This window comes from Haladaptatus halobius (assembly GCF_020618475.1).
GTDB classification, from domain to species: Archaea; Halobacteriota; Halobacteria; order Halobacteriales; family Haladaptataceae; genus Haladaptatus; species Haladaptatus halobius.
Genome location: NZ_CP085335.1, coordinates 1,392,997 through 1,407,782, shown reverse-complemented (window position 1 = coordinate 1,407,782; position 14,786 = coordinate 1,392,997). Strand labels below are relative to the sequence as shown.

The window sequence follows — 14,786 nt, the reverse complement described above, 5'->3', positions numbered from 1 at the left end:
CGTCGTTCCGTACCGGACGTATAAATCATATACCGTTATATTAATAGGCAGACGAAACGCCTCCTCCGTCCGAAGACGAGAAGTCGTTCAACGAGGGATTGAGGACTGTAAACGGTGTTCATCCGGAAAGGGACTTCCCGTAACCCGCAGTATCCTCGTGGGCCACGAGGATTACCGAAGTTCATGTGCAAGTAGGTATGAATTGGAAAACTGAAACGTCCTCGCCCTTTATCAGCGGGTCCGGCTTACGGGTTTGTGAAGTCACGATGACCAAACGAGAACCACAAGACACGGAAAACGTCGAATCGGAAGAACGACGGTCGTTCATGAAGAAGGGCGCGCTCGCGACGGGCGCGCTCGCGCTCGGCCTCGGCAGCGCCGGCAGCGCGTCCGCACAAGGCCAGAACGTACTGGTGTACACCTACGACTACCACCCGAACGTCCAGTTCCGGGTCATTCAAGCATTGGAGGCGTCGACGACGGTTCGGCTCCTCCAGCGACCTGGCGGGGGCAACGTCCCCGAGATCAGCCAGCCGGACGACTACAACGCGTACATCATCCGCTACTTGTTGGGCGGCGGTGGGGGTTCGCAGGGACAGATCACGACGTTCGTCTTCGGCCGCGACCTCTCGCTGAACACGGGATCCACCCGTCGGTTCTCGGGCGACGCGTCGGTATTCAGCAGCTCGCTTAACCTGCTCAGCACCAGTACCGAGGGCGGTGGCGGAGGCGGTACCACGACTACCACGACCACCTCAGGTTAATCTTAAGCCCCTCGCCGCAACTTGCCGCTTTCGTACCGGATACGTTTTAAATCGATCGAAGTCATCGACGCGGTTTGTATTACAAGCAGAGTCGAGTGCGGGACAGTTAATCGTCCACGGTCGCGGTCCGTTCGTGTTCCACGGTCGTACCTAGGACGTCTAAGAATTGCGATAGCCACTCGACGTGGTCGCTCCAGTCGCGTCCGGTCACCAGATTTCCGTCGGCGGTCACGCCATCGTAGTACTCCCCGCCGGCGTCTTCCACGTCGGTTCGGAGCGCGGGATAAGCCGAACACGTCCGGCCCTTGATGACGTCAGCCGCCGCCAGTATCTGGGCGGCGTGGCAGATGGCGGCAATGGGTTTGCCCTCGTCCGCGAAGTGGCGCACCGTCTCGACGACCTCGTCACGGGTCCGGAGGTATTCCGGCGCGCGTCCCCCAGGAAGGACGAGTCCGTCATAGTCGGCGGGGTCGACCTCGTCGAACGCTTTCGTGAGCGTGAAATCGTGGCCTCTCGACTCCAAATATGTTTGGTCGCCCCGGAAGTCGTGAACCGCGGTCTTCACCGTATCGTCCGCATCCTTGTCCGGACACACCGCGTCCACCTCGTGGCCGACCGCCTGCAGTGCTTGGAACGGTACCATCATCTCGTAATCTTCGCCGAAGTCGCCGACGATCATCAGGAGCTTTTTCCCCTCCATACCGTACGCGAGTACGGAGCCTATCGACATGACGATACAGCTAGCTGTGCGAAAAGGAATAACCTATCGGAAGCAACGAGTTCATCAACTCTCAGGGTCGCCGACGGGGTTTCGCGTCTCGCAGTACGGACACCGACTCCTGTAGTGGTCCAGATTCTCGCCGCAGTACCGACAGGCATAATCGCCGTCCGGTCGCTCCGTGAGAGACCTCGAATCCGTGCCCCACGGGAGTATCCCGGCGCGGTACGCCAGCACGCCGCCGACCGCCAGGACGACGGCGGCGAACGCGACGAGCATCGCACCGTCCACGCCGGGGAGCAGCACGGTGCGTCCGCCACTACCGCCGTTGCCGGCGAAGAACAGTCGTCGCGCGAGTCCTAGCAGTAAGAACAGGATGAGTATCCGCGGAAATCGACCGCCGAAGAGCCTACTTCGCATCCTCCCACCGAATTTCCATACCGTTTCTGAGAGCCGAGCGGAGATAAGGCTTCGGCGGCGTTCCTCGAGGTAAGCGCCGGGTCGAACTCCTCGAGCGAGAGCGGGCGTCGTTAGGCTACGCGACCTCGTACCCCTTCTCCCGCAGTACCTCCGCCACGCGATCGCGGTGGTCGCCCTGTAGTTCTATCGCCCCCTCGTTTATCGTCCCCCCGGTCGCCATCTTCCGTTTTAGTTCCGACGCGAGTTCTTTTACGTCGACCTCGCCGGAGTCCAATCCCTCGACGATGGTGACGGGCTTGTCGTACCGACGTTTCTCCGTGCGGATGCTGAGATGCTGTTCGGTTCTCCCCAGATCTTCGTCGATGCCGAGTTCCTCTGGCAGTCCCGTGATGGAACTGAGGTCGTCTTTGTCGTTTGCCACGGCAGGAGGAGGTACGGTACCGAGCACCTTGGGTCTATCTCACGTCAGCGGAGAGACAGTACCCGACTCTCGGCCTCTTTACGAATCTCAAGATTCTAAACCCACCGCTACGTCGTGTGGGACATGGATCGAGTCGCAATCATCGGGGCGTCGATGACGCAGTTCGGAAAGCGCGACGCTTGGATACGCGAACTACTTGCGGAAGCCGGGGAGGCCTGCCTCGACGACGCCGGCGTCTCGCCGCTCGACGTGGAGCATCTGTACGTCTCGAACATGGCGAGCGGCGAGTTCGAGGGACAGACCGGGGTTCCGAACGCACTGGCACACGACCTGGGCGCGCTCCCGGCGTTCGCCCAGCGCGTCGACCAGACGAGCGCCAGCGGCGGGGCCGGAATCTACGCCGCGTGGCAGTCGGTCGCCTCGGGCGCGAGCGACCTCACCTTGCTCGTCGGGGGCGAGAAGATGACTCACAGGTCGACCGCAGAATCGACGGACGTCATCGCTTCGCTCACCCATCCCGAGGAGTACAAACACGGCGTCACTCTCCCGAGTTTCGCGGGGCTAACCGCCCGGCGATATCTTCACGAGTACGGCGCGCCGCGCGAGAGTCTAGGGAAGGTGGCGGTGAAGAACCACCGAAACGGGCTTGACAACCCGCATGCTCAGTTCCGCAAGGAGGTCGATCTGGAGACGGTGATGGACTCACCTATCGTCGCCGACCCCCTGCGATTGTACGACTTCTGCCCCATCACGGACGGAAGCGCGGCGCTGCTGTTCTGTTCCGAGTCGAAGGCGGCCGAGTACACCGACGACTACACCATCGTCTCGGGCATCGCGGGCGCGACGGACACCCACGTCGTCCACCAGCGCGCCGACCCGACGGTGATGGGAGCGGCCTACGAAAGCAGCGAACTCGCCTACCAGATGGCGGAGCGCGACCCCGGCGACGTGGACGTAGCAGAATTACACGACATGTTCACCATCCTCGAATTCCTCCAGAGCGAGGCGGTCGGCTTCTTCGACCAGGGCGAGGGGTGGAAGGCCGTCGAGACGGGGGTGACCGACCGCGACGGTGAGTTGCCCATCAACACCTCCGGGGGGCTGAAATCGAAGGGCCACCCGCTCGGCGCGAGCGGGGTCGCACAGGCGTACGAACTCCACCAGCAGTTGCTCGGCGCGGCTGGGAAGCGACAGGTCGAGGCGGGGGTCGCGCTGGCCTGCAACGTCGGCGGGTTCGGCAACTGCGTCACCACCACCATCATGGAGGCACCCTGATCATGACGCTCGAAGCACACCGCTGTCCGAACGACCACCTCACCCATCCGGGCCACCCGCACTGTCCGGAGTGCGCGGAACCGCAGAAGGAGACCATCGACCTGACCGACCGCACCGCCGAAATCGTGACGTGGACGACCAGCACCGCGACGCCGCCCGGCGTCCGTCAGCCGAACCACCTCGCCATCGTGGAGTTCATGGTGAGCGGGAAGACGGTGCGAACCATCGGACAACTGACGACCGGCGACGTGGAAATCGGCGACGAGGTTCGCCCGGTTCACGTCAACGAACTGCGCGACCCCGAAGCCGGGATTCGGGAAGCCGCGAGTCAGGACTGGGGTGGCTATCGGTTCGAACCTGTTTGAAACTCGAAGTCCCTCCTTCTCGTTCTAATCCCTCGCAATCGCTCATACTCCCTCGAACGCTCCTCACTCGTCAGGATCGTCCGAATCGCCGGTGTTTGAACCCGTATCGCTCGCGTCGCCACCCGGCACGTCGTCCGCGTCCCCCTCGTCCTCCACGCCGAGTTCCTTCCGAATCGAGCGCAGTTCGGCGTCCACGTCCACCTCGGGCTTCTCGTCCTCGTCGTCTTCTATCGCGTTCTCGTCTTCCCCGTCATCGTCACCATCGACGTCTTCGATATCTATCGATTTGGCGGTCTCGCGCCCGGCATCGGCCCGCTCGCGCCCCGCCGAAACCTCCTCTCGAATGTCCTCGCTGAGTTTTCGCGCGTCTTCGAGAACCCGTCTCGCGCCCGGCTCGCGCGGCAGTCCGCCTTCGGTGAGCGCCCCCTCCACTTCCTCCAGCGTGGATTCGAGGCGGTCAAGCGTGGCTCTACTCACTCGATTCGCGCGGGAACTGAGTTCGGAGTGCGCTTCCCGCGTCGAATCGTGCTCGGGGTCGACGAGGCGGATTATCTGCTGGAGCGCCTTCAGCGCGCGGACGTTCGCCTCCAGCGTGGCGACGAGCGTCGGGATGGCGTACTCGCCCGTGAACGAGAGCATTTCCCGGGGCGTCGGCGGGCGGGGGAGACCGAACGGGCCGTGCGGCGGCCGCCGGAGTTCGCTCTGGAGGTCGCGCAGCGTCGTCTCCAACTCCTCGATGCGTTCTTCGAGGGCTTCGCGATCGTTCCGGTCGTCGGACATACTCCGACGTTAGCACCGCAGACCAAAAGCGTTGGTTGCTCAGAAGCCCTCCCGAAGGAACACGTTCCGTTTCGGGAACAGGGTGGCGAGACGGTCGCGGGCGTCGGCGTCCACGACGACGAGGTCGCCGAGGCGCTCGCCGTCTTCGACCGAGTAGTAGCCCGCGACGAGTTGCGAGAGCGTGTTCACGTCGGTCGTCGCGTCGATGTCGAAGGTAGCGTCGGGATTCGCATCGAAATCGTCGCCCGCGTCGATTCGATCACATCGAACGACCTCGTCGGTGACGAGTTCGAAGGTTCCCTCGTTCCACTCGGCCAACGGGTCGCTGACCTGCAAGACGACCCGACCGCGCGCATCGTCGGGGTACGAGAGGCTTTCGAGCGCGCGTTGTACATCCACGAGTCGGAACATCGGCCCGGTTCGAACCTCGCACTCGACTTTGCGGGGGTCGTCTACCACGTCGAGCAGGTCGGTGTTCTCGGGTTCGTAGAGGCGCACTCGCTCGACTTGCGAGTCGTGGTACTGGACGAACCGGAGGAGGTGACAGTAGGCATCGTCGTCCGCGTAGGCGAGTTCCCAGACGCGGAGTCGCTTATCATCGCCGTCCTCCTCGATGGTGTAGACGACGTAGCCGCGCGCTTCGTCGTCTCGCGGTTCGTCATCACTCACGTTCGAAGAACGCTGCTCTTCGCCGTCCCGCATCCACGCGTACACGTAGGGATCTTTCTGCCAACCTTCGAACACCCGGTGTCGCCACCACTCCTCGGTGCGGTCGATCGTGAGCGTGTACCGCTCGCCGTGGGCGTCCAAGACCGGTTCGAGCAGTCTCCAATCGTCGGCTTCGAGGCGGCGGAACTCGCCCGTCGGCTCGGTGTCGAGTGCCAGCGCGTCCGGCGTCGTCTCGTACTTCGTGTACTTGGTCACCGTCCCCCAGCCGTACCTCCGGTAGAAGCCGTAGTCGAAGGGCCAGAGCGCGGAGAAGTACACCTCATTCTCGCGGTACTCCGAGAGCGACTCCGCGAGCAGCTGCGCTACCAGCCCCCTCCGTCGGTTTTCGGGGGGTGACGCGACGGCGGACAGTCCGGCCACGTCGTGCCAGTCGCCGCGGACGCGAGCGGTGAACCAGTAGTGTTTGCAGACGCAGCGTAGGTCGTCACCTTCGAAGAGACCGCGCCGGTCGCCGAGTTCCGGTTCGTCGTCGTCTTCGTCCAACTCCGGTCCCGCCTCCGGTCGAAATGCGTAGCGTAATAATCGTCGATATTCTTCTTCGTCGGCGGGAACCGGCCGATATTCGGGCATGACGGGCGATAGATGTGAGGCGTCAAATAGCTTCGTATCGAGCATGTGTATCGTATTTCGCTATATCAAATACCACCGAATTTCGGGCGAATCGGAATCATCACGTTCGAGTTTCCATCGATCGTCGAGGTCCAAAATCGGTCGTTGAACAGGAAAACCGGGTGTTCGGAGACGAGGGACACCTCTCAGTCGCGGTTGCCGGTCGGGTTCAGTTCCTCGATTTCACGAAGGATTCCGCTCAACTCCCGTCCCGTCTCGGTTAGTCGGTACGTCGTCGTCGGCGGCGACGTCTGCTCTACCTCTCTCGAGACGATACCCTCGGACTCGAGCTGTTTGAGTCGTCGGGAAAGCATGGTCGAAGTGATTCCTTTGAGCACTCGTTCCATCTCGTTGAATCCGTGTTCACTCGTCGAGAGGAGTCGGATGATGTGGAACGTCCACTTACAGCCGAGGATGTCCCAGAGGCCGTGCCACGTACGTTGCCAGTCGGAGTGCTCCGCCCTTTGCATCTCGATTCCGTTCCTCCGTACGAGTTACTTCTACTTGAGTGAGGTAGTACCTTTTGAGGTACTAGCAATATTACATGGTACTGACACGTATTTGGGATCGGGGAGCCAACTTCCGTTTATGGAAAAAACGAACCGTACAGTACAGTCGGACGACGCTCTCGACGCGCAAACGGACGAACTAAGCACGAAAACCTGGGTCGTCGGGTCGAACGAAAACCGGTGCGAACATCCGGACGACGACCTTCGACACGTCGGCGACGACGGCAGAAACGTATATTATCGCTGTGAGCTGTGCGAAGCGATGCTTATCTCGGAAATCGAACTACTCGTCCGGTAAACTATTCGTTTACTTCACGTGCGCGGCGAGGAGTTACGACGAAGTGCGACGGGAATGCGGTGGAAGACGAAGTACGTGAACGACAGAGCCTCCGACTCTCGAGAACACTTCGACGCAGTCGTTGTAGAACCACAACGAGCATCGGAAACGTTCGCTAAATAGATTTAATACGCGAAATATATTAAATGAACTTATACATGTTATTTACTCGATGCCGGCGAATAGTAACACGGTGTGTAGAAATGACGCAACACACGAGACGTCAGTTTCTTCGAATCGGGGGCGCGACCACTATCGCCTCCGTCGGCGGAGTCGGTTTCGTAGCGTCGGCGCAGACCGAATCGTCGAACGGCTGGAGCGTCGTCGAATCGCCGACGAAAAAGACCTTAAACGGCGTCGTCGACACCGCAGAAGGGCCGTTCGCCGTCGGTGGCGGCGGCGACGTGCTCGCGCGTCGCCAGAGCGGCTGGGAGAAGGTCGTCGAGTTCGGACCGCAAGCGCGTAGTCGACCCTTGACCGGCGGCGACGCTTCCCTCGATTTCCGATACCACCAAGACGGTGAAAGAGCACGTCGAGGGTGAGTGGGTGTAACCTGCACGAGGAGCCTACGTCGCGCGGCGGTACTGCACCGGCCACTCGACGCGGTCTTCCGCACCGAGTTCCTTCGCGGCGTGGAGCGTGAAGTACGGGTCGCGGAGATGTTCGCGCCCGACGACCGCGAGATCCGCGCGCTCGTTTCGGACGAGTGCGTCGGCCTGCGCCGGTTCGGTGATGCCGCCGACCGCGCCGACGGGGAGGGAAGTTTCCTCGCGGATTCGTTCGGCGTAGGGAACCTGATAGTTGGGGCCGGGATTCGGAATCCGCTGGTCGGGGTGGAGGCCGCCTGCGCTCACGTCGACGAGATCCGCACCCACGTCGGCGAGTTGGTCACTGAGGCGGACGGAGTCCTCGACGGTCCACGATTCGTGGTCTGGTAACCAGTCGGTCGCGGAGATGCGGACGAACACCGGTTTGTCGTCGGGCCACACCGCGCGAACGGCTTCGGTCACCTCGCGGACGATGCGGGTTCGATTCTCGAAACAACCGCCGTACTCGTCTTCGCGGTGGTTGGTGATGGGCGACAGGAATTCGTGGAGGAGGTAACCGTGGGCGGCGTGGACTTCGACGATCTCGAATCCGGCGTCAAGCGAGCACCGGGCCGCCGACGCGAACGCATCCACGACGGTTTCGATGTCGTCGCGGGTCATCGCTCGAATCTCCGGCGGGTCTCCGTCGTACGGCCACGCGTCCGCGCTCGGGGCGATGGTTTCCCATCCCCCTTCGTCAGGTCGTAACGGGGTGCTCCCGTCCCACGGGCGAGTTTTACTCGCCTTCCGACCCGCGTGGGCGAGTTGGATGGCCGGGAGAGCGCCTTGTTCGCCGACGAACTCCGCGACGGGAGCGAGAGCGTCCGCGTGGTCGTCGTTCCAGATGCCGAGGTCGTTCGGCGATATCCGGCCGCGAGGCTCGACCGCCGTCGCTTCGGTCATCACGATACCTGCGCCACCGATGGCACGGCTTCCGAGGTGAACGCGGTGCCAGTCGGTCGCAAGTCCATCGTCGTCACAGGAGTATTGGCACATCGGCGACACCATCACGCGGTTTCGTGCCGAACACTCGCGGAGCGAGAAGGAACTGAATAAGTCGTCGGTCATCACCAGCGAATACGCATCCGTCCCTGAAAACTGCTACAAACACCGTCGGATTTGCCGATGTCTCCGAGCGACCCAAAAAATTTATTATACATCGTAGTATCTTACTCAAACAATGGAATGCAGCGGCGAAACCAGTGTCCACAAGCCGGAAACGGCGGCGGTGTTCACGCGGACACTGGCAGGGCTGAAACGCCGAGGAAGTGGACTCCTGTTGATCGGGCCGGAGCCGGTCATGGAGCAGGCTTGCGGCCGATTCCTCGGTGAGTCCGAAACCGAGCCGCGTCGACGAGTGTTCGTCAGAACGCGCGGCGGCCACACCCACTCGCACGAACCGAGCGCGGGCAGCGTGAAGGTCGTCGAACGAGCGACCCACACTCGAAGTGCCACCGCGATATCGAGCGGCGGGTGCGAGACGGATACGACGGTCGTTACGAGTACGTCGCTTCCCTCCCTCGGTATCACCATCTCCGAGGCGATAGACGAGTTCGAGCGAGAGAGCGGCGGGTTGGCGTCGGGCGAACTCCGCGTCTGTTTCGACTCGCTCACCCCGCTCTTGGAGGAGCACAGCCGCGAGTCGGTGTTCCGGTTCCTGCACGTCCTGACCGCACGCATCCGGAACGTCCGCGGGATGGCTCACTTCCACCTCCCTGCGGATATGGACTCAATGGTCGTCCGCACGTTGTCGCCCGCCTTCGACGCCGTCGTCGAAGTGTGCGCGACGGGCGAGGTGGCGGAACAGCGGTGGCACCTCGTCCGACAGGACGTGACGACCGGTTGGCTATCGCTCTGAGTGGGGGCGACTCGGAGCTTTGGACGAAGTATTTTAGAGTGAGCTTCGAACCGCTACTCGGTCAGTAGCCACTGGTGTCGGTTGCTCAACCGGTGCCGATCTTGTGCGCGTCCGCCGGAGCGAACCGATCTAGCTCCCGAAGCCGAGCAAGGTCGTCGCTCGTCACCTGTTCGAACAGCGGCGTGTCGAGCAGTTGCTCGACGCCGGGAATGCGTTGTTGGCCGTACAGGCGCTGGCGTCTCCATCGCTTTCCTTCGGCGATTCGTTCGCCGGAGTCGAGCGAGTGGTTGTACAACTCGACGACCAGATACCAACCCCCTCGAACCGCGCGGTTCGTCTGCCGGGCGACGGTCGTCTCCCGTTTTCGGGAGACGGTCTGCCCCGACGCTTTCGGCCCGTCGCGGTTCATCGTTTTCGCCGCACCGTCGCCGGATGCGCTCGCCACATCGACGTCGTCGGCCGATTCGAGGAGCGCGTCGTGAGCCGACAGCAGACGATGGAGCTGTTCGACGGGACTGGACAACTTCTCGGTGATGGCCGACCGGAACCGCCGCTCCGCCTCTTCGTCGTAGCGATAGAACTTACCGCTAACATTGCGCTCGAACCCGCGCGCTTCGAAGTACTGGTAGTTTATCTTGCCGAGTACGTCGAGGTAGGCGGCTTTGTCCGCCGACGGAATCCCTTGGACGGCGACGACTCCCCGACCTGCCGCGACCAGCGCGCTGAGACAGCGTTCGTCTCGGTGCTGGAGGAACTTGTAGCGGCCGTCGCCTCGCTCGATTAGCTCCCGAGATTCCCGCAAGAAGCGCTTCGAAACCATGCGATAGCTGTCGTCACCTCCGGGTGATACGGCATAAAACTTTCAGCGAGATTATTACGAGAAATAATTAGCGTGAGTGATTCCAGTCCGTGAGATAAGTGAGAAGAAGTTCAAGAGGATGCTCGTTACCAGAGCGTGAGCGAGTCGCGGACGAGGAAGTTGCCGGCGTCGTGAGCGTACTTTTCCAACTCCACCAGTTGCTCGCGCAGTATCTCGCCCGTCGCATAGTCACCCAAATTCTCGGTTAATTTGATGTGACTGCTGACGCTCTCGATGATGTCGTCGTACGCTTCGAGGTCGTTCCGCAAGATAGAGCACGTACGTCGCCGCGAGGTCAGCGTTCAGCGCCTCGACGATCTGTCCGGCTTTCTCCACGTCCAACCGAACCGGATTGGTTTCGACGGTGCCCGCTTGTCGGCGAACCTGTTGCTGTTGACTCATCGAACCCCCGACCGAAGTACGCCCGCGGCCAGTATAAAAAAATGTCCTCGTGAGAAACGTTCGTGTGCGAGGAGAGCGTTCCACGGGTGAATGGCATAAAAGCAATTTACCGGCATTAATCCGAATGTGAGTAAATAATTTACCTGCCGAGAACCAAAGAGCAACCATGTCACAGAAACGCATCCACCGACGAGAACAACTCTACATCGACGGTGAGTGGCTCGACGCCGACGACGTGCTCGACGTGACCGACCTCGCGGAGGACGGAGTCTTCGCCGAGGTCGCCGCCGCGGACGCCGAGCACGCCGAGCAAGCACTCGCCGCGGCACAGCGCGCGCAGGCGGAGATGCGCGAGACGACCATCCCCCAGCGCGCCGAGTGGATGGAGACCATCGCCGACGGTCTGCTCGAACGAAAGGAGGAGTTGGCCGACGTAATCGTCCGCGAGGCCGGGAAGCCGATTTCGAGCGCGCGCGGCGAGGTCGAGAGCGCAGCCGAGCGGTTCCGCCGAGCCGCGGAGGAAGCCCACAACCTCCGCGGCGAGTACCGCGAGGGAACGACGAAGGGCCACGAAGGCTGGGAGGCCATCGTCAAACCGGAACCCATCGGAACCGTGCTCGCTATCACGCCGTACAACTACCCCCTCTCCACCACCGCGCTCTGGGTGGCTCCGGCGCTCGCTGCGGGCAACTGCGTCATCCTCAAACCGGCCAGCAAAACTCCGGTGAGCGCCGCGATTCTGGCCGAGGTGATTTCGGAGGTCGACGTTCCGAACGGCGCGTTCAACTTCACGCCAGGGCGAGGGAGCGAGATCGGCGACCTGCTCGTCGGCGACAACCGCATCAACATGGTGGCGATGACCGGTTCCAGCGCCGCGGGAAAGCACGTCTCGCGCACGAGTGGAATGGTCGACCTGCACATGGAACTCGGCGGAAACGCGCCCGCCGTCGTCTTTCCGGACGCCAACCTCTCCGACGTTGCCGGAGCCTGCGCAAAAGGGTCGTTCAAGTACGCCGGACAGCGCTGTTCCGCGGTGAGCCGAGTGGTCGCGCACGAGGACGTTCACGACGAAGTGGTCGAGCGACTGGACGCGACCATCGACCAGTGGACGGTCGGCGACCTGTTCGACGAGGAGACCCAGATGGGTCCGCTCATCAGCGAGGAGCAGGCCGACTGGGTGGAGGAACTCGTCGAGGACGCCGTCGAGAAGGGTGCCGACTTGGTGCGCGGCGGCGAGCGCAACGGTCAGTTCTTCGAACCCACCCTCCTTGCGAACGTCCCGCACGACGCCCGAATCATCGACGAAGAGCAGTTCGGCCCCATCGCGGCCGTGACTACCTTCGAGAGCGAGGAGGAAGCGTTGGAGCTGTCGAATCGTAGCGATCTGGCGCTCGACGCCTCGGTGTTCACGAAGGATTACGACCGCGCGCGGCGGATGGCCGACAAACTCGACGCCGGAGCGGTGCGAATCAACGGCGCGCCGAGCCACGGACTCGGCGACATCCCGTTCGGCGGGAACAAAGCCTCCGGCATCGGTCGGCAGGGACTTCACCTCACCATTGAAGAGATGGTGCGGAGAAAGAGTATCATCCTCTAACCGGCGTTCACCTTCCGAAAGGCTTTCCGAAGGTATCTTTCTGAGAACTCCCTTTCTATGAATTTTCTCGCCGTGAATCTCCTTTCTGGGAGTGTCCTTTCTACGGTTTGCCTTCTGCAAGTACCGTTTGGTAAGCGGAGCATCCGCAGCCGATCACGGTGCAATCGGGCTACGTTCGCGTCCGTCCAACCCCGTCATTCCGCTGTCTTCGGGCACGCAAGCGATCGATTCGACCCCATCGTTCCGCTGTGTCTGACGCGATACGAATCAGCGACAAACCGGTGGCGACCTCACGATTCCGTTGTTTTTGGAAGTAGCGACGCTGAAGCGCCTTTCAACGGCACTTCCGGTCGTCGGGTGAGTTGCTTCGGAACCCCGTCGTTCCGCTGTCTTGACGTTCTTCCTTGACGCTGCGGGTGTGCACCCGGCGAACCCCGCTGTTCCGCTGTTCATTTCTCGCTGGCTGTTCCGCGTCATTTCTTCCCTGTCGTCTGCTGGTTCACGCCGTTGCTGTTCTGCAATGCCCGCCGTCTCACGTCACTGTATCGCACACTCATACACCGTCGTTCCGCTGTTTCTCGTCCGAGTGCGTTCGCCGGTTCCCGTCGCTGTCCGCTTTTGCTGACGTTTTCGTCGTCCCACCGCTCCGCTGTTCGCTAGCGCCGGATGAAGCGGTTGCTGTCGGCGTCGTTTCCGGAGTTTCCCCTGTCTGAGGAGCTTATAAATACCCCCACCCCTCTTTTCCTCTGTCTTTCGACGCGGGCGTGGGTGGGTGACGAGCTGCCCGACACGTGACGACGTTTCCGGAGAAATATCAATAGACCATTTCGGTGAAATAGTCTATTTCGTTGGGTTTGTGGATATGGTTGTGAGTGGGATGTCTTGAATCTTTCTTGTTCGGAGACGCCTTCCGCTCACCTCCACCCCGCTGTCTCCCGACACAGCGGAACGAAGGGGTGGGGGTGGTATTTAAACATCCGAGTCAGAAGAAACAACGGAATCAAAGGAACGGGTGGATTCCGCCGTTCTCATCCCGTTCCGGCGCGGCGACCGCGAATCGAAGACTCCCGCCACGAACGCTGTACGTCTGACACAGACGACTCTCACGAATCTCAGGAATCAGCGGAACGGGTGGTTCGGAAAGGTTATGGCTCTCCTCCGTTTGCGGTGGAGTAATGGCTTCTTTCGAATTCGTCCGAGAACACTCTCCCTACAAGAATCGGGAGGCGCTGTTGGACGATTACACGCCGGACACGCTGGTCGGACGGGATTCCGAGTTGGAGGAGTATCACGGGGCGCTCCAACCGGCCATCTACGGCGAGCAACCGGACAACATCTTCCTCTACGGCAAGGCCGGAGTGGGGAAAACCGCCGCGACGCGGTTCCTGCTCGACAAACTGGAGAACAACGCGGACGACTACGACGACCTCGACATCTTCACCGAACTCGTCAATTGCGACGGACTGAACTCGAGCTATCGCGTCGCCAGCCACCTCGTGAACATCCTCCGAGACCCCGCCAACCGCATCAGCGAAACCGGCTACTCGCGGTCGCAGGTGTACGAACTGATGTGGGACGAACTCGACAGCCACGGCGGCATCATCCTCCTCGTGCTGGACGAGATCGACCATCTCAAAGACGACAGCATCCTCTATCAACTCTCGCGTGCGCGCGAGAACGAGAATCTGACCGAGGCCAGAATCGGTCTCATCGGTATCAGCAACGACCTCACGTTCCGCGACGGGCTCTCGCCGAAGGTTCGTTCGTCGCTCTGCGAGCGCTCCATCTCCTTTTCGACATACGACGCCAACGAACTTCGGGCCGTCCTCGAACAGCGCCGCGAAGTCGCATTCAAAGACGACGTGCTCACGGACGACGTGATACCTCTCTGCGCCGCCTTCGGCGCGCAGGAATCCGGCGACGCGCGCAAAGCGCTCGATCTCCTGCTCAAGGCGGGCGACCTCGCGCGCGAGGAGAACGCCGAGAAGGTATCCGAGGAGCACGTCCGCCGGGGCCGCGACCTCCTCGAACGGGAGCAGGTCGCCCGCGGCATCGCCGACCTGAACGACCACGAGCGACTGGTCGTCTACGCCCTCGCCACCCTCGAAGCCGAGGGTGAGACGCCCGCCCGATCGCGCGAGATCTACTCCCGGTACAAGGCGCTCTCCGAGGCGGCCCAGCGCGAAGCTCTCACCGCTCGATGGCTCCGCGAACATCTGGACGACCTCGCCATGCTCGGCATCCTCTCGGTCTCCGAGATCAACGAAGGCTCCGCCGGCGGGAAATATCGTGAGTACGCCCTCCAGCAAAATCTCGCCGTCGTGCTCGACGCCTTGGAAGAGACGCTGGAAGCGATGGGCGTCCACACGAGCGTCAAGGGCTACGTTTAACTCGCTACGTTCGACCCACTACGTCTTGCCCGCACGTCTAACCCGTCGCACTCGCCGCACGGTAGCTGATCGTTCGCTACGCGATTCGGAACGCGATTTCAGAACGAAGTTTCGGGGCGAGGTTTCGGAACGGGTTGTCCCGATTACCGCGGCGAAACGCCACCTA

16 protein-coding genes and 1 pseudogene are annotated in these 14,786 nt (G+C 61.8%); 8 read left to right on the top strand and 9 right to left on the bottom strand.

Translation table 11 applies throughout. The features are described 5' to 3' along the window. Nucleotides 1–266 precede the first annotated feature (266 nt). Nucleotides 267–764 (top strand): twin-arginine translocation signal domain-containing protein, encoded by a 498-nt coding sequence (locus LIW51_RS07925; protein ID WP_227376651.1) that lies wholly within the window; start codon nucleotides 267–269, stop codon nucleotides 762–764. A gap of 106 nt (nucleotides 765–870) precedes the next feature. Here the strand turns inward: LIW51_RS07925 and LIW51_RS07920 are convergent, their stop codons facing one another. From LIW51_RS07920 to yciH, 3 genes are all read right to left on the bottom strand, one after another. After that, nucleotides 871–1,464, bottom strand: a complete 594-nt coding sequence (locus tag LIW51_RS07920; RefSeq protein WP_227376765.1) for a DJ-1/PfpI family protein — start codon at nucleotides 1,462–1,464, stop codon at nucleotides 871–873. A gap of 84 nt (nucleotides 1,465–1,548) precedes the next feature. After that, on the bottom strand, nucleotides 1,549–1,902 hold the full coding sequence (locus tag LIW51_RS07915; protein WP_227376650.1) for a hypothetical protein: 354 nt from the start codon (nucleotides 1,900–1,902) through the stop codon (nucleotides 1,549–1,551). Nucleotides 1,903–2,017: 115 nt separating this feature from the next. Next, nucleotides 2,018–2,323 carry a stress response translation initiation inhibitor YciH gene (gene yciH / locus LIW51_RS07910; protein WP_227376649.1) on the bottom strand — a complete coding sequence of 102 codons (306 nt, stop codon included), beginning with the start codon at nucleotides 2,321–2,323 and terminating at the stop codon, nucleotides 2,018–2,020. 123 nt (nucleotides 2,324–2,446) lie between these two features. Between yciH and LIW51_RS07905 the strand changes: the two genes are divergently transcribed. After that, nucleotides 2,447–3,598 carry a thiolase family protein gene (locus LIW51_RS07905; RefSeq protein ID WP_227376648.1) on the top strand — a complete coding sequence of 384 codons (1,152 nt, stop codon included), beginning with the start codon at nucleotides 2,447–2,449 and terminating at the stop codon, nucleotides 3,596–3,598. Between the two features lie 2 nt (nucleotides 3,599–3,600). Then, a complete protein-coding gene (locus LIW51_RS07900; RefSeq protein WP_227376647.1) occupies nucleotides 3,601–3,963 on the top strand; it encodes a Zn-ribbon domain-containing OB-fold protein in 363 nt (120 codons plus the stop codon). 63 nt (nucleotides 3,964–4,026) lie between these two features. Here the strand turns inward: LIW51_RS07900 and LIW51_RS07895 are convergent, their stop codons facing one another. The 3 genes from LIW51_RS07895 to LIW51_RS07885 form a co-directional block, all read right to left on the bottom strand. Continuing rightward, the gene (locus tag LIW51_RS07895) at nucleotides 4,027–4,743 is read right to left on the bottom strand and encodes a DUF7547 family protein (protein ID WP_227376646.1); all 717 of its coding nucleotides are present in this window, start codon (nucleotides 4,741–4,743) and stop codon (nucleotides 4,027–4,029) included. Between the two features lie 39 nt (nucleotides 4,744–4,782). Continuing rightward, nucleotides 4,783–6,042, bottom strand: coding sequence for a GNAT family N-acetyltransferase (locus tag LIW51_RS07890; RefSeq protein ID WP_227376645.1), 1,260 nt, complete (start codon nucleotides 6,040–6,042; stop codon nucleotides 4,783–4,785). Nucleotides 6,043–6,227: 185 nt separating this feature from the next. After that, the gene (locus LIW51_RS07885; RefSeq protein ID WP_227376644.1) at nucleotides 6,228–6,551 is read right to left on the bottom strand and encodes a winged helix-turn-helix transcriptional regulator; all 324 of its coding nucleotides are present in this window, start codon (nucleotides 6,549–6,551) and stop codon (nucleotides 6,228–6,230) included. Between the two features lie 118 nt (nucleotides 6,552–6,669). Here LIW51_RS07885 and LIW51_RS07880 point away from each other — a divergent pair, with 118 nt between their 5' ends. Both LIW51_RS07880 and LIW51_RS07875 read left to right on the top strand, forming a co-directional pair. After that, a complete protein-coding gene (locus tag LIW51_RS07880; RefSeq protein WP_227376643.1) occupies nucleotides 6,670–6,888 on the top strand; it encodes a hypothetical protein in 219 nt (72 codons plus the stop codon). A gap of 242 nt (nucleotides 6,889–7,130) precedes the next feature. Further along, nucleotides 7,131–7,469, top strand: a complete 339-nt coding sequence (locus LIW51_RS07875; RefSeq protein WP_227376642.1) for a hypothetical protein — start codon at nucleotides 7,131–7,133, stop codon at nucleotides 7,467–7,469. 24 nt (nucleotides 7,470–7,493) lie between these two features. Here LIW51_RS07875 and LIW51_RS07870 read toward each other — a convergent pair whose 3' ends face one another. Further along, entirely contained in the window at nucleotides 7,494–8,582 is a 1,089-nt protein-coding gene (locus tag LIW51_RS07870; RefSeq protein ID WP_227376641.1) for an NADH:flavin oxidoreductase/NADH oxidase, read from the bottom strand. A 112-nt stretch (nucleotides 8,583–8,694) separates the two neighbouring features. On the opposite strand from LIW51_RS07870, the gene LIW51_RS07865 reads away from it, so the two are divergent. Further along, entirely contained in the window at nucleotides 8,695–9,372 is a 678-nt protein-coding gene (locus LIW51_RS07865; protein WP_227376640.1) for a DUF7504 family protein, read from the top strand. Nucleotides 9,373–9,457: 85 nt separating this feature from the next. Here LIW51_RS07865 and LIW51_RS07860 read toward each other — a convergent pair whose 3' ends face one another. Further along, nucleotides 9,458–10,192: a hypothetical protein gene (locus LIW51_RS07860; RefSeq protein WP_227376639.1), complete on the bottom strand. Its 735-nt coding sequence runs from the start codon at nucleotides 10,190–10,192 to the stop codon at nucleotides 9,458–9,460. A 125-nt stretch (nucleotides 10,193–10,317) separates the two neighbouring features. Beyond that, nucleotides 10,318–10,633, bottom strand: a pseudogene (locus LIW51_RS07855) (ferritin-like domain-containing protein). A 166-nt stretch (nucleotides 10,634–10,799) separates the two neighbouring features. Here LIW51_RS07855 and LIW51_RS07850 point away from each other — a divergent pair. Together LIW51_RS07850 and LIW51_RS07845 are read left to right on the top strand one after the other, a co-directional pair. Beyond that, nucleotides 10,800–12,230 (top strand): aldehyde dehydrogenase family protein, encoded by a 1,431-nt coding sequence (locus tag LIW51_RS07850; protein ID WP_227376638.1) that lies wholly within the window; start codon nucleotides 10,800–10,802, stop codon nucleotides 12,228–12,230. Nucleotides 12,231–13,405: 1,175 nt separating this feature from the next. Beyond that, entirely contained in the window at nucleotides 13,406–14,620 is a 1,215-nt protein-coding gene (locus tag LIW51_RS07845) for a Cdc6/Cdc18 family protein (protein ID WP_227376637.1), read from the top strand. Nucleotides 14,621–14,786 lie beyond the last annotated feature (166 nt).

Coding starts and splice junctions, on each gene's coding strand:
- LIW51_RS07925 (WP_227376651.1), top strand. CDS start 267: ATGACCAAACGAGAACCACAAGACACGGAAAACGTCGAATCGGAAGAA.
- LIW51_RS07920 (WP_227376765.1), bottom strand. CDS start 1,464: ATGGAGGGGAAAAAGCTCCTGATGATCGTCGGCGACTTCGGCGAAGAT.
- LIW51_RS07915 (WP_227376650.1), bottom strand. CDS start 1,902: ATGCGAAGTAGGCTCTTCGGCGGTCGATTTCCGCGGATACTCATCCTG.
- LIW51_RS07905 (WP_227376648.1), top strand. CDS start 2,447: ATGGATCGAGTCGCAATCATCGGGGCGTCGATGACGCAGTTCGGAAAG.
- LIW51_RS07900 (WP_227376647.1), top strand. CDS start 3,601: ATGACGCTCGAAGCACACCGCTGTCCGAACGACCACCTCACCCATCCG.
- LIW51_RS07895 (WP_227376646.1), bottom strand. CDS start 4,743: ATGTCCGACGACCGGAACGATCGCGAAGCCCTCGAAGAACGCATCGAG.
- LIW51_RS07890 (WP_227376645.1), bottom strand. CDS start 6,042: ATGCCCGAATATCGGCCGGTTCCCGCCGACGAAGAAGAATATCGACGA.
- LIW51_RS07885 (WP_227376644.1), bottom strand. CDS start 6,551: ATGCAAAGGGCGGAGCACTCCGACTGGCAACGTACGTGGCACGGCCTC.
- LIW51_RS07880 (WP_227376643.1), top strand. CDS start 6,670: ATGGAAAAAACGAACCGTACAGTACAGTCGGACGACGCTCTCGACGCG.
- LIW51_RS07875 (WP_227376642.1), top strand. CDS start 7,131: ATGACGCAACACACGAGACGTCAGTTTCTTCGAATCGGGGGCGCGACC.
- LIW51_RS07870 (WP_227376641.1), bottom strand. CDS start 8,582: ATGACCGACGACTTATTCAGTTCCTTCTCGCTCCGCGAGTGTTCGGCA.
- LIW51_RS07865 (WP_227376640.1), top strand. CDS start 8,695: ATGGAATGCAGCGGCGAAACCAGTGTCCACAAGCCGGAAACGGCGGCG.
- LIW51_RS07860 (WP_227376639.1), bottom strand. CDS start 10,192: ATGGTTTCGAAGCGCTTCTTGCGGGAATCTCGGGAGCTAATCGAGCGA.
- LIW51_RS07850 (WP_227376638.1), top strand. CDS start 10,800: ATGTCACAGAAACGCATCCACCGACGAGAACAACTCTACATCGACGGT.
- LIW51_RS07845 (WP_227376637.1), top strand. CDS start 13,406: ATGGCTTCTTTCGAATTCGTCCGAGAACACTCTCCCTACAAGAATCGG.